Here is a 12,927-nt window from a genome sequence, read left to right as displayed (position 1 = left end):
GCCGAATGCTGGAATCGTGCTGCGCCAGCCAGCGGGGCGCAGGCAAGGGCCCTTTGCTGTCCATCGCAGGCCGGGCTATGGTCGCGCGCCCGCCGCCGCAAGAACGCCCATGCCCCAGCCCCGCCTGATCGGCCGCATCAACTGGATCGGCCTGTGGACCCTGACCGCCAAGGAGATCCACCGCTTCCTCAAGGTCGCGACCCAGACCATCGCCGCCCCGGTGGTCACCACCCTCCTGTTCTACGCCATCTTCGCGCTCGCCCTCGGCGGCGCCGGCCGGCAGGCGGCGGGGGTGCCGTTCCTGCAGTTCCTGGCACCGGGGCTGATCATGATGGCGATGGCGCAGAACGCCTTCGCCAACACCTCCTCCTCGCTGATGATCGCCAAGATCCAGGGCAACATCGTCGACGTGCTGATGCCGCCCCTGGCGCCGGCCGAGCTGGCGGCCGGCTACATCGCCGGCGGCATCGTGCGCGGCCTGCTGGTCGGGACGGTGACCTGGGCCGCGATCCGGATCTTCGTGCCGGTCGACCCGGTCCATCCGGGCTTCGTGCTGTTCCACGGCGTCGCCGCCTCGATGATGCTGGCGCTGCTGGGCGCCATCGGCGGCATCTGGTCGGAGAAGTTCGACCACATCGCCGCCGTGACCAACTTCGTGGTCACGCCGCTGGCCTTCCTGTCCGGCACCTTCTACTCGCTCGACCGGGTGCCGCCGGCCTGGCACTTCGTCGCCCATCTCAACCCGTTCTTCTACATGATCGACGGGTTCCGCTACGGCTTCATCGGCGTCAGCGACGGCACGCTGGCCGTCGGCATCGTGGTCCTGCTCGGCGTCAACGCGGCGCTGCTGGCGCTGCTGCTGCGCATGCTCGCCACCGGCTACAAGCTGAAGGCGTGACCGTGCCGCATCCCGCAGGCGCGGCGCGCCCCGCAGGGGCGGCGCGCCCGGTCCGGCGCTACGGCGCGGTGCACTGGCTGGGCCTGGCCACGCTGGTCCGGCGCGAGTTCCGGGCCTATCTCAAGGACTGGATGGAGACGATCGTCGCCCCGACCTTCTCGATCCTGCTCTACGTCGCGGTGTTCGCCATCGCCTCGGGCGAGGCGGCGGGGGATCCGGCTGGGACGGCCGCCTGGGCCGGGCCTGGGGGGCTGCTGCCGTTCCTGGCGCCCGGCCTGGTGGTCTATGTCGTGATCCTGCGCGCGGCCGAGGCCACGGTCTACAGCATCACCTTCCTCAAGGTCGAACGGCTGGTCGGCGACATCCTGATGCCGCCGCTGGCGGCGTGGGAGGTGGCGGCCGGCTACGCCCTGGCCGGCACCGCCTCCGGCCTCGTCACCGGCCTGCCCTGCCTGATCGCCCTGCTGCTGGCCTCCGGCACCGGCGTGGCCGACCCGGCGCTGCTGGCCCTGGTGCTGCTGCTCGGCGCCTTCCTGCTGGCCGCCGCCGGCACGCTGGTCGGGCTGTGGGCGGAGAAATGGGACCAGGCCGCCGCCTTCTTCGGCTTCCTCCTGATCCCGGTCACCTTCCTGTCCGGCGTCTTCGCCCCGGTCGCGCTGCTGCCCGGCCCGCTCGCGGCCGTGGTGGCGCTGAACCCGGTCTACTACGCGATCGACGCCGCACGCATCGCCTTCGGCGGCGCGGGAACGGAAACGGTCGGCCGCAGCCTCGCGGCCCTGGCCGCCGGCGGCGTGGCGCTATGGGCTTGCGCCGCTCTCCTCATCGCCCGCGGCTGGCGGCTGAAGCCCTAGGTCCGACGAATATCGGACATGATCTTGTCCTGATCTCGGCCTCATCATTTCGGATATTGTCCCATACCCCTTGGATGACGGCGCTTTATTCAAAATTGTATCGATTTTGACAGTGGCTCAGAGCGATTTCACCCGAAGATTCGACTGGACAGGGAACTTATTGTGCAGTGCAATGTTGATAGCTTCACCTGCCGGATTGTTCGCCGCATCAGGCACCGATATTGCGCAAGGGAGAGGTTCCGTGGGCCAGTCCGTTCCTTCCATCAGCGACCTCGTGATCAGCGCCTATGAGGCGCGCCGCGCCGCCGGCGCGGATGAATGGACGGCCTGCGACGCCGCGCTCGAGGCGTTCCGCAAGCGTCACCCGGAAGCGTCGTCGGACCTGGCCAACACCTTCATCGCCGACGTGCTGCGCGATTACACCGCCCGGCACTGATCCCTGCGTTATGGCGGCGTCAGAGCATGATCAGACGCCGAGCGTCCTGGCCTTGCCTCTCCCGCCGGACGCGGGAGAGGCAGCGCGGTTCTTCCTGCTTAACCTAGCTCTAATCAGGCGGTTTCTCTAGGCGGCGCCCGCCTCTTCGATATGCCGCAGCAGCGGCGCCCAGTCCTCGCGCAGCTCCTCGGCGCGGCGGCCGCGCAGGTCGAACACGCTCAGGCCCTCCGCCGCGGCCTCGGTATAGGCGGCGCTGTCGCGGATCCGCGATACCACCGTGTGCCCCAGCCCGCCCAGGAAGGCGTCCAACTGGGCGGCCGCCCGGGTCCGCACCCGCATCCGGTTGCCAACGATCGCCACCGCCGCGCGGCTCTTGCGGATCGGCTTCAGCTCCTCCAGCCGGGTCAGGAACCGGCGGGTCGCCGCCTCGTCGAAGGCCGAGGGCAGCACCGGCAGGACGATCACGTCCGCGATCTTCACCAGCGCCTCGACATCCTTCATCTTCAGCGCCGCCGGCGCGTCGATCACCAGCCGGTCGGCCTCCTTCGGCACCGCGAATTCCGACTTCGCCCAGTCCAGCCCCGCCAGGGCCGGGGCCGCGTCCGGCCGGCGCTTGGCCCAGTCCAGGCTGGAATGCTGGCGGTCGACATCGGCCAGGACGGTGAACCGGCCCTGCCCGGCGAAGGCCGAGGCCAGCGTCGTCGCGATCGTGGTCTTGCCGCAGCCGCCCTTGGTGTTGGCGACGAGCACGGAAATCATGCCGGCATCCCCCATGCTCATTCCCCCCGAATCGTCCAGAACGGCCTCACGGCGCGGAAGGCGTCCCATTGCGCCAGCAGCTCCGGCTCGGTCGATTCGGCGCCGCGGGCGTGCCAGCCCAGCACCATGCCCGCGGCCCGGTGCAGCGCCGGATCCGCGGATTCGCCGGTCAGGCGTGCCAGCAGCGCCTCGGCGGTGGCGACGTCGTTGAGATGGCCGAAGGCGTCCTGCAGCTTCGACAGCTGCGACGCGAAGGGCTTGGCCCGCTTCTCCGGATACAGCGGGCGGAAGAAATCCATGGCGTAGCGCAGCCGCTTCAGCGCGATCCGCACCTGGTGCCGCTGGTGCGGGTCCAGCCGGGCGCGATGCCGGCCGCGGGTCGCCACCTTGCGATGCGCCCGGCCGATCAGCCGCCCGGCCAGCCCGTCGATCGGCTCGACCAGCGCGGTCAGCGTCGCGGTCGAGGCGTGGTCGCGCCAGCCCCGCCGCTCCAGCCACTCGCCGAGGGTCAGGTGCAGCCGGGCGCAGCGCGGATCGGCCAGGGCCTGGCGCACCGCGGCGTATCCCGCCTCGCGCTGGCGCTGCGCCGCGGCGCGCAGGGCGCCGATGCCGGGATCGTCCGGCCGCATCGTGTCCAGCGGCTCGACCGTGGCGTTGAGGAAGACGTCCCAGTCGCGCGCCGGCCCCAGCGCGCCGGCCAGCCATTTCGCCTCCTCGCGCAGCCAGTCGAGCGTGGGCGAGGGCACGGTCTTCTTGAACAGGGCCAGCGCCGACCGCAGCCGGCGCAGCGCCACCCGCATCTGATGCACGCCGCCGGGGTCGCCGCCATCCTCCGCCGCCGCCTCGTTGGCGGTCCAGTGCCGCAGGCACCGGGCCAGCACGGTGGCGATCGCCTCGTCCACCGTCATGCGCGAGGTCAGCGGCGTCTTCGGGTCGTACATCACCCCGGGGGGGCGGCGCGCCACCAGGCGATAGCCGCGCTCGGCCTTGGTCACCTCGCTGACCCTGAGCGGCACCTCGTCCAGGAAGGACAGCGCCAGCCGGTACAGGGCGGCGGCCCGGCCCTCCTTCAGCTCCAGCTCGACCTCCGCCACCGGGTCGCTGGCGTCGCGGGTCTCGATCGTGCCGGTGTCGAAGGCGCATTCCACCACCGCGTCCGGCAGCGACAGGATCCGGGTCTCGCGCTGGATGCGGGAGGTGAAGAGATGGGTCAGCGCCTCGACCGGCACGCCGTCCAGCAGCGCCTTCGCCTCCGGGTCGTCGAAGGCCTCGGGCGCCGGCACCATCGCCGGCAGCGCCACCTCCCATTCGCCGCGGGCCAGCCCGTCGCCGCGGCGCTCGGTCTTCAGGCTCTGGACGAAGCGCTGGCCGATGCGGCGCACGCGCAGAGTCACGCCGCGGCGCTGCAGCGCGCAGTCCGGCGTGTCGTAGTAGAAGGAGGTCAGCGACCGGGTGGTGCCGGGCCCGGCCGCGATCCGCGTCAGCACATCCGCACCGCGAAGCCGGGCGAGATCCCCCGGCGCCACGCGCAGCTTCAGCTCGATCTCGACGGGGGCTTCCGGGGGCGGGCCGCCCCCGCCCGGCTGCTCGTTCGGCCGGCTCGGCTGAACGATCGACATCGACATCTCCCGGCGCCGCGACGTCCACACGTCGGAGCCCCGTACCTAACCCAAAACGCGGCGCCGGAGAATCCCTAAAAAAGTCTAGAACGCGGCGCCGGAGAAGCTGTCCGGCGCTGCTTCGACCACGGTCGGCCCGGTCGGCTCCGCCTGCAGCACCGCCAGGCCGCGCTGCACCAGCCCGTTCGGGCCGAAGCGGAAGATGCCATCGATGCCGACGAAGCCGTTCGGGTCCTGCAGCGCCGTGGTGTTGAACGGGTTGCCGCCCGAGGCCGGCTGGCCCGCCAGCGCCGCGGTCAGCGCCACCGCGTCATAGGCCAGCGTCGCCAGCCGCGGCGGCGGGCCGCCGAACTGCTGGGCGTAGCGGCTCTCGAAATCGGCGCGGCGCGACGGATCGGGTGCCGCGTACCAGGCGCCCGCCAGATAGGACTGGCGGTTCACCTGCGGGTCGTCCCACTGGCCGGTGCCCATCAGCTTGGCGGTGACGCCGGAATAGCCCAGCATCGGCGCCACCACGCTCAGCCGGCTGCCGACATCGGCCACGATCACCGCGTCCACCTGGCTCGACTGCAGCTTCTGCTGCAGCGGCGTCGGGTCGGACAGCTTGCTGTCGTACAGCTCGATCACCGGCGCCTCGACATTGTATTTGATGGCGGCCTCGGTCAGCGCCCGGCTGACGATCTGGCCGTAGGCCGAGCGCGGCGCCAGCAGGGCGAAGCGGCGCATCCCCTGGCTGGCGCCGTAGCCGACGATCCGGTCGATCGCCTGCTGCGGCAGGAAGCTCAGCAGGAACACGTTGCCGCCGGCCTGGGCGGTGTCGGTGCTGAAGGCGACGACGTTGATGCCGGCCGCCCGGGCCTGCTGCGCCACGGGCGCGACCGACTTGCTGAACAGCGGCCCCAGAATGATGTCGGCGCCCTGGGCGATCGCGGACCGCGCGGCCTCGCCGGCCGCGTTCGGGCTGTCGCCGGTGTCGCGCGGCAGCAGCTCGACCTGGGTGCCGGTGTCGAACACCGCCATCTGCGCCGCGCGCTGCATCGCCTCGCCCAGCGCGGCGCTGCCGCCGGTCAGCGGCAGCAGCAGCCCGACCCGCAGCACGCCGTCATCCGGCCGGGTCGACGCACTGGGCGCGGTCGGCGCTTGCGTGATCGGGGTCGGCCTCGGTACGGTCTGGAACTGGGCGCAGGCGGCGAGCGCCGCGGCCATCGCGGCGGCCCCCGCCAGCCGGACGAGGCGGCGCAGCCTCGCGCGGCCTTCGCCCTCGACCCCCTCACTGACTGTCGCAAGTCTTGTCACGGACGCCCCCTCACTCTCGACAATCCATCGGCGCCGGGCAGCGGCGGCCCTCTGCCGCCGACCCTACCGGCGCAGCATCTCCGAGTAAACCGGGCCCGAGCAAGCCGGCGCCGGGCCTGTATCTGACGGCGGTCCCCATCGGCAATGCCGGCGACATAACGCTCCGGGCGCTCGATTTGCTCCGCGGCGCCGACGCGATCGCCTGCGAGGACACGCGCACCACCCGCAAGCTGCTGTCGCTCTACGGCATCGGCACCAAGCTGATCCCCTATCACGAGCACAACGCCGCCGAGATGCGGCCGCAGATCCTGCGCCGGGTCGCCGAGGGCCAGGCGGTCGCGCTGGTCTCCGACGCCGGCATGCCGCTGATCTCCGACCCCGGCTACAAGCTGGCCCGGGCGGCGCGGGACGAGGGGCTTGCCGTCACCTGCCTGCCCGGCGCCTCGGCGCCGCTGACCGGCCTGCTGCTGTCCGGCCTGCCGTCGGACCGCTTCCTGTTCGCCGGGTTCCCGCCGCCGAAATCCGCGGCCCGCCGGACCTTCCTGGCCGAGCTGGCACCGATCGCCGCCACCCTGATCCTGTTCGAGGCGCCGCATCGCCTGCCGGAATGCCTCGAGGATCTGGCGGCGGTTCTGGGCGACCGCGAGGCGGCGGTGACGCGAGAGCTGACCAAGCTGTTCGAAGAGGTGCGTCGCGGCCCGCTGCCGGATCTGGCGGCGCATTACGCCGAGGCCGGGCCGCCCAAGGGCGAGATCGTCATCGTCGTCGGCCCGCCCGGCGAGGCGGCGCGGCCGACCGAAGCGGACCTCGCCGGCCAGCTGCGCCGCGCGCTGGCGAGCATGAGCCTGCGCGACGCGGTCGAAGCCGTGGCGGCGGCGACCGGGGAGCCGAAGCGCGAGGTCTACCGCCTGGCGCTCGACCTCGCCGCCGATGAGAAATAGCGCGCCCGGGGACGGCTCCCGCCGCCGGGCCGAGGCCTTCGGCCTGCGCGCCGAGCGGGCGGCGGCGTGGCTCTTGCGGGCCAAGGGCTGGCGCATCCTGGCGCGGCGGCTGAAGACGCCGCTCGGCGAGATCGACATCGTCGCCCGGCGCGGCCGCACCGTGGCCTTCGTCGAGGTCAAGGCGCGGCCCGACCTCAGCGCCGGGATGCTGGCGCTGCAGCCGCGCCAGCGCGAGCGCCTGCAGCGCGCGGCGATCCTGTTCCTGGCGCAGCGGCCGCGTTACGCCCAGGGCCATGATCTGCGCTTCGACCTGGTGGTGGTGCGGCCCTGGCGCTGGCCTGTCCATATCGCCGACGCCTGGCAGGTCGATCGGTAGCAAGACGACCGGATGAAGGGCGCGTCCTCAGAAACTGTCATCCTCGGGCTTGACCCGAGGATCCAGGGGCTTTCAAGAGCCGCTCTCGGTGGCCCTGGATTGCCGGGTCAAGCCCGGCAATGACAAAAGGGAGGTGGTTCACCCGACAGCCCGTTCGATCGGTAGTGGAATCCCCGGCGGGATCGGGCTAAGTCAGGACTCATGGACCCGACGATCCAGTCGATACTCGACCGCGCCGGCGCTCAGCCGGACGACGCCATCGATCTCGCCGAGGCGGCGCTGGCGCTGGCGGCGCTCGACCGGCCGCGCGGCGTCGGGTTCGACTGGTATCGGCGCCATCTCGACCAGCTGGTCGGCGACGTCACCCGTGAGGCCGAGCGGCTGCCTCCCTCCGAAGCGCTGACCGCGGTGCTGGCACGGCGCTGGGGTTATGCCGGCGACGTCGACAGCTACGACGACCTGCAGAACGCCAACCTGATGCGGGTGATCGACCGGCGGAAGGGCCTGCCGGTGACGCTCGGCATCCTCTATCTGCACGTCGCCCGCGCCCAGGGCTGGACCATGGTCGGGCTGAACTTCCCCAGCCATTTCCTGGTCCGGCTCGACGCCGGCGGCGCCCGCACCATCCTCGACCCGTTCCACGCCGGCATGAGCCGCGGCCCGGGCGAGCTGCGCGACCTGCTGAAGGCCGTGCTCGACGCCGGGGCCGAGCTGGTGCCCGAGCATTACGAGCCGGTGTCGGACCGCGACATCCTGCTGCGGCTGCAGAACAACCTGAAGGTCCGCCACATCCGCGCCGGCGAGTTCGCCAAGGCGCTCGGCGTGATCGAGGCGATGCGCCGCTTCGCCCCCCACCACGCGCCGCTCTTGCGCGAAGCCGGCATCCTCTACGCCCGGCTCGGCAACATGCGCGCGGCGATCGACGCCCTCGACCGCTACGTCTCCGCCCCCGGCGAGCCGGAGACCCAGCGCCACGAGGCGGCGATCCTGCTCCAGTCCTTCCGCAGCAGCCTGAATTAGCAGAGGCAATCATGGGCCTTGCCGTCGCCATCCAGATGGATCCGATCGAGACCATCGACATCGGCGGGGATTCGACCTTTGCCATGGCGCTGGAGGCGCAGGGGCGCGGCCACCGCCTGTGGCACTACCTGCCGCGGGCGCTGACCCTGCGCGACGGCCGGCTGACCGCCAAGGCCCGGCCGCTGACGGTGCAGGCGGTGCGCGGCGCCCACTTCACCTTCGGCGAATGGGAGACGGTCGACCTCGGCGCCGTCGACGTCATCCTGATGCGCCAGGACCCGCCCTTCGACATGGGCTACATCACCGCGACGCATCTGCTGGAGCATGTCGCCGACCGCGTCCTGGTGGTGAACGACCCGAAGGAGGTGCGCAACGCGCCGGAGAAGCTGCTGGTCACGCATTATCCGGAGCTGATGCCGCCGACGCTGATCACCTCCGACCGCGACGAGATCCGCGCCTTCCGGCGCGAGCATGGCGACATCATCGTCAAGCCGCTCTACGGCAATGGCGGGGCCGGGGTGTTCCGGATCCGGCCGGACGACGAGAATCTCGGCTCGCTGCTCGAGGTCTATGAGCGGATGTATCGCGAGCCGATCATGATCCAGCGCTACCTGCCGGAGATCCGGCAGGGCGACAAGCGCATCATCCTGGTCGAGGGCGAGCCGGTCGGCGCCGTCAGCCGCATGCCGGCGGAAGGAGAGGCCCGGGCCAACCTCCATGTCGGCGGCCGGGCGCAGAAGACCGTGCTGACCGACCGCGAGCGCGAGATCTGCGCCCGCATCGGCCCGGACCTGCGGGCCACCGGCCAGATCTTCGTCGGCATCGACGTGATCGGCGACTGGCTGACCGAGATCAACGTCACCTCGCCGACCGGCATCCACGAGATCAACCGGCTGGACGGGGTGAAGATCGAGGCCGTGCTGTGGGACGCGATCGAGGCCCGCCGCGCGGCGATGAAGGGGTAGGGCGCCGCGGCCTCCCGGGACCTATCCGCCGACCGGGCGGAGCCGGACCCGGTGGAACGACAGGCTTCCGGGGCTGTTCTCTGAGCGGAGCGCAGCAGAGGCGCCGATGGAAGCCTTCTTCCTCTTCCTGGCCGTGGGTTTCGTGGCGCAGGTGATCGACGGGGCGATGGGGATGGCCTACGGCGTCATCTCCTCCTCGGTGCTGATGGCCTTCGGTGTGCCGCCCGCGGCGGCGTCGGCCAGCATCCATGCGGCCGAGGTGTTCACGACCGCGGCCACCGCCACCTCGCACATGGCCCACAGGAATGTGAGCTGGCGCCTGTTCTTCCCCCTGGCCGTGTCCGGGGTGGTCGGGGCCGTCCTCGGCGTGACGGTGCTGACCGGCATCCCCGGCGAGGCCGTCAAGCCGTTCGTGGCGACCTATCTCGCCCTCGTCGGGCTGTTCATCCTGGCGCGGGCCATCCGTGAGATCCGGCCCCGCCATCTGCGCCCGGCCTGGACCGCGCCGATCGGGGCGGCCGGGGCTTCCTCGATGCGCTCGGGGGCGGCGGCTGGGGCCCGATCGTCTCCTCCACCATGGTGGGCGCGGGGGTGGAGCCGCGGCGGGCGATCGGCACCGTGGGGGCGTCGGAATTCATCGTCACCTGCACCGTCTCGGCCGCCTTCGTGGCCGCCCTGCTGTCCGGGCGGTGGGAGGAGGCGGGCGACCTCCGGCAGCATGCGGTGGCCGTCGCGGGCCTCGTCGTCGGCGGCCTGGCGGCCGCCCCCTTCGCCGGGCTGATCGTCAAGCGCGTGCCGGCCAGGCCGATGACCTGGGGCGTCGGCGTCGTGATCCTGTGCCTCGCCGGCTACCAGTTCACCCAGATCTTCGGCATCGCGCCCTCGGCGGGCTGACCGGCCGGACCGCACGGGCCGGCTCAGGAACCGAACTGCTTCGCCTCTCCCGCTCTGCGAGAGGGCTTAAAACGTCATTGCGAGGAGGCGAAGCCGACGAAGCAATCCAGGGGCCACGCCAAGCGGCCCTGGATTGCTTCGCTGCGCTCGCAATGACGGTGTTTGGAATTCTGAAAAGGTCTCGCCGACCGGAGGGGCCGGGGGCGCTCCTCCTCCGGGGCTTACGCCGCCGCCTTCCTCTCCTTCAGGAACCGGAAGAACTCCACGCCCTCGCGCAGGCGGCGCTTCATCATCTCCGGGCTGCGCACCATCTCGCCGACGATCGAGGCGATCTTCGGCGCCCGGAAGTAGAAGCGCCGGTAGAAATCCTCCACCGAGTGGAAGATCTCGTCATGGCTCAGATGCGGGTAGTGCAGCGGCGCGATCTGCACGCCGCGCTCGTCCACCAGCTCGGCATTGGCGGCGTCCAGCCAGCCGTTCTCCACCGCCTGGTTGTAGAGGTACGTGCCCGGATAGGGCGCCGCCAGCGACACCTGGATGGTGTGCGGGTTGATCCGGGTGGCGAAGCGGATCGTCTCCTGGATCGTCTCCTTGGTCTCGCCCGGCAGGCCGAGGATGAAGGTGCCGTGGATCTGGATCCCGAGCTCGTGGCAGTCCTTGGTGAACCTCTCCGCGACCTCGATCCGCATGCCCTTCTTGATGTTGAACAGGATCTGCTGGTTGCCGGATTCATAGCCGACGAGAAGCAGGCGCAGGCCGTTGTCGCGCATCACCTTCAGCGTCTCGCGCGGCACGTTGGCCTTGGCGTTGCACGACCAGGTGACGCCGAGCTTGCCCAGCTCGCGCGCGATCGCCTCGGCCCGCGGCGCGTCGTCGGTGAAGGTGTCGTCGTCGAAGAAGAACTCGCGGATCTGCGGCATCGTCTGCTTCGCCCAGCGGATCTCGTCGATCACATGGCCGACGCTGCGGGTGCGGTAGCGGTGCCCGCCCACGGTCTGCGGCCACAGGCAGAAGGTGCAGCGCGATTTGCAGCCGCGGCCGGTGTAGATCGACAGGTACGGGTGCTTCAGATAGCCGATGAAATAATCCTCGATCACCAGGTCGCGGTGATAGACCGGGCTGACGAAGGGCAGCGCATCCATGTTCTCGAGGGTGGCGCGCTCCGGGTTGTGGACCACCACGCCTTCGGAATTGCGCCAGGTCAGGCCGTCGATCTTCGCGAGATCCCGGCCGTCCGCCACTTCCTTGATGGTGAAGTCGAACTCGTTGCGCGCGACGAAGTCGATCAGCGGCGACCCTTCCATGCTGCCGTTCGGGTCCACCGCCACCTTGGCGCCGACGAGGCCGGCCTTCAGGTTCGGGTTCACCGCCTTCAGCGCCTCGATCATCTTGACGTCGGAGGCGAAGGACGGGGTCGAGGTGTGCAGGACGGCGAGGTCGTAGTCCTTGGCCTGCGCGGCCACCGCGGCCGGGCTGATCCGCGACGGCGGGCCGTCGATCAGCTTCGAGCCCTCGACCAGCGCCGCCGGCTGGGCCAGCCAGGTCGGGTACCAGAAGGACTTGATCTCGCGCCGGGCCTGGTAGCGCGACCCGGCACCGCCGTCGAAGCCGTCGAAGGACGGCGCCTGCAGGAACAACGTCTTCATCGTCATGGGGAGGGAGGCCTCCGATCCGTCACCAAGGTGCCGTCTGGTACGAGTTGATACAGATGCCCCCGCCAGTTCACGCCGGAGCCGAGATAGCTCACGACGAACACCGCGAAGGCCAGCAGGTCGCGCGCCGGAATCAGCCAGTACGGCCGCGGCGGCAGAGAGTAGGCGCGTTCGAAGCGGATGCACAGGGCGATCCGCAGGAGGAGCGCCAGCCCGGCAACCGCCAGGGCCGGCAACCCGCCGCCCAGCGCCCAGGCGATCAGGGCCAGCGGCAGGGGATGGGTGATCAGGGACCCGGCGTAGCCGAGGGGGTCGATGCTCTTGATGGTGCGGGCCCAGCGCAGCTCATGCGCCCACATCGTGGCGGCCGAGGCCTCGCTGCACAGATGGCCGATCAGCTGGGTCGACACCGCCACCTTGCGGCCGGCCGCCCACACCGCGGCGCCGATCGCATGGTCCTCGGCCAGCAGGTCGGCGAAGGCCTCGAGCCCGCCGATCTCGGCCAGCATGTCGCGGCCCATCACGATGGTGGTGCCGATGCAGGGCCGCGCCAGGCGCAGCCCCAGCCCGACGATCACGCTCGGGGTGAAATGGGTGTCCATGCCCAGGCCGATCAGCCGCGACCATACGCCGCCGGTCGGCACCCCGTGATACAGGCAGGTGACGCAGCCGACGCCGGGGGCCTGCAGCTCCGGCATCATTCGGCGCAGATGGTCGGCCGGCACGCGCACGTCGCTGTCGGAGAACACTACGACCTCGTGGCGGATCCGCTCCGCCATGTTGATCAGGTTCGACACCTTGCGGTTGGTGCCGTGCCGGCGCGAATCGACCACCAGCTCCAGCGCCGCCCGGGGGAAGGCGCGGCGAATCTCCTCGACCACCGCGATCGCCGGGTCGCGCGGGTCGGCGACGCCCAGCAGGATCTGCACCGGGCCGGGATAGTCCTGGCTGCAGAACGAGGCCAGGTTCTCGAACAGCCCGGGCTCGGCGCCGTGCAGCGGCTTGATCACGGTGATCGAGGGGAAGGTGCCGGCCTCCGGCATGCGCCGCCGGGCCTGGCGGCCGGTCAGCAGGATGGCCAGGCCCAGGTAGAGGCACCCGAGCACCGCCAGGACCAGGATCGGGATCTGGAGGACGTCCAACATCGTTCCGTGCCCGCGCGCTTCCATGCAGCCGGCGCGCTCGCCGCCGCCGGCCGGGCCGGGGCGATGGCGTTCCGA

At 71.0% G+C, this 12,927-nt stretch carries 13 protein-coding genes and 1 pseudogene; 9 read left to right on the top strand and 5 right to left on the bottom strand.

Annotated elements, in window-relative coordinates; all coding sequences use genetic code 11:
• The first annotated feature begins 109 nt into the window (after positions 1 to 109).
• The 3 genes from LG391_RS33950 to LG391_RS33940 all read left to right on the top strand — a co-directional run bounded on the left by LG391_RS33950 (position 110) and on the right by LG391_RS33940 (position 2,185).
• Positions 110 to 898 carry an ABC transporter permease gene (locus LG391_RS33950; RefSeq protein ID WP_225773496.1) on the top strand — a complete coding sequence of 263 codons (789 nt, stop codon included), beginning with the start codon at positions 110 to 112 and terminating at the stop codon, positions 896 to 898.
• Positions 899 to 900: 2 nt separating this feature from the next.
• Positions 901 to 1,749, top strand: coding sequence for an ABC transporter permease (locus LG391_RS33945; protein WP_225773494.1), 849 nt, complete (start codon positions 901 to 903; stop codon positions 1,747 to 1,749).
• 241 nt (positions 1,750 to 1,990) lie between these two features.
• Positions 1,991 to 2,185, top strand: coding sequence for a hypothetical protein (locus LG391_RS33940; protein WP_225773492.1), 195 nt, complete (start codon positions 1,991 to 1,993; stop codon positions 2,183 to 2,185).
• Positions 2,186 to 2,311: 126 nt separating this feature from the next.
• Here LG391_RS33940 and LG391_RS33935 read toward each other — a convergent pair whose 3' ends face one another.
• The 3 genes from LG391_RS33935 to LG391_RS33925 all read right to left on the bottom strand — a co-directional run bounded on the left by LG391_RS33935 (position 2,312) and on the right by LG391_RS33925 (position 5,859).
• Positions 2,312 to 2,944: a ParA family protein gene (locus LG391_RS33935; RefSeq protein ID WP_225773490.1), complete on the bottom strand. Its 633-nt coding sequence runs from the start codon at positions 2,942 to 2,944 to the stop codon at positions 2,312 to 2,314.
• Positions 2,945 to 2,961: 17 nt separating this feature from the next.
• Complete coding sequence (locus LG391_RS33930) at positions 2,962 to 4,563, bottom strand: CYTH and CHAD domain-containing protein (protein WP_225773489.1); 1,602 nt, start codon at positions 4,561 to 4,563, stop codon at positions 2,962 to 2,964.
• 84 nt (positions 4,564 to 4,647) lie between these two features.
• Entirely contained in the window at positions 4,648 to 5,859 is a 1,212-nt protein-coding gene (locus tag LG391_RS33925; RefSeq protein ID WP_225773487.1) for a penicillin-binding protein activator, read from the bottom strand.
• On the opposite strand from LG391_RS33925, the gene rsmI reads away from it, so the two are divergent.
• From rsmI to LG391_RS34845, 6 genes and pseudogenes are all read left to right on the top strand, one after another.
• Positions 5,853 to 6,800: a 16S rRNA (cytidine(1402)-2'-O)-methyltransferase gene (gene rsmI, locus LG391_RS33920; RefSeq protein WP_374200836.1), complete on the top strand. Its 948-nt coding sequence runs from the start codon at positions 5,853 to 5,855 to the stop codon at positions 6,798 to 6,800. The genes LG391_RS33925 and rsmI overlap by 7 nt on opposite strands.
• Positions 6,790 to 7,176, top strand: coding sequence for a YraN family protein (locus LG391_RS33915; protein WP_225773486.1), 387 nt, complete (start codon positions 6,790 to 6,792; stop codon positions 7,174 to 7,176). Before rsmI ends, LG391_RS33915 begins: the two co-directional genes overlap by 11 nt.
• Before the next feature lie 201 nt (positions 7,177 to 7,377).
• Positions 7,378 to 8,196: a SirB1 family protein gene (locus LG391_RS33910; protein WP_225773485.1), complete on the top strand. Its 819-nt coding sequence runs from the start codon at positions 7,378 to 7,380 to the stop codon at positions 8,194 to 8,196.
• An 11-nt stretch (positions 8,197 to 8,207) separates the two neighbouring features.
• On the top strand, positions 8,208 to 9,161 hold the full coding sequence (gene gshB / locus LG391_RS33905; protein ID WP_225773484.1) for a glutathione synthase: 954 nt from the start codon (positions 8,208 to 8,210) through the stop codon (positions 9,159 to 9,161).
• A 106-nt stretch (positions 9,162 to 9,267) separates the two neighbouring features.
• Positions 9,268 to 9,660, top strand: a pseudogene (locus tag LG391_RS35110) (sulfite exporter TauE/SafE family protein); the annotation flags it as partial.
• Positions 9,657 to 10,055: a TSUP family transporter gene (locus LG391_RS34845; protein WP_255647016.1), complete on the top strand. Its 399-nt coding sequence runs from the start codon at positions 9,657 to 9,659 to the stop codon at positions 10,053 to 10,055. The pseudogene LG391_RS35110 and the gene LG391_RS34845, both read left to right, overlap by 4 nt.
• Before the next feature lie 221 nt (positions 10,056 to 10,276).
• Here the strand turns inward: LG391_RS34845 and hpnJ are convergent, their stop codons facing one another.
• On the bottom strand, positions 10,277 to 11,707 hold the full coding sequence (gene hpnJ, locus LG391_RS33895) for a hopanoid biosynthesis associated radical SAM protein HpnJ (protein ID WP_225773483.1): 1,431 nt from the start codon (positions 11,705 to 11,707) through the stop codon (positions 10,277 to 10,279).
• On the bottom strand, positions 11,704 to 12,852 hold the full coding sequence (hpnI, locus tag LG391_RS33890) for a bacteriohopanetetrol glucosamine biosynthesis glycosyltransferase HpnI (RefSeq protein WP_225773482.1): 1,149 nt from the start codon (positions 12,850 to 12,852) through the stop codon (positions 11,704 to 11,706). Before hpnI ends, hpnJ begins: the two co-directional genes overlap by 4 nt.
• Between the last annotated feature and the right edge of the window lie 75 nt (positions 12,853 to 12,927).

Source organism: Inquilinus sp. Marseille-Q2685 (assembly GCF_916619195.1).
Classification (GTDB): domain Bacteria; phylum Pseudomonadota; class Alphaproteobacteria; order DSM-16000; family Inquilinaceae; genus Inquilinus.
Note: the sequence above shows the minus strand (reverse complement) of the source record. Positions and strands in the feature narration are given on the sequence as shown.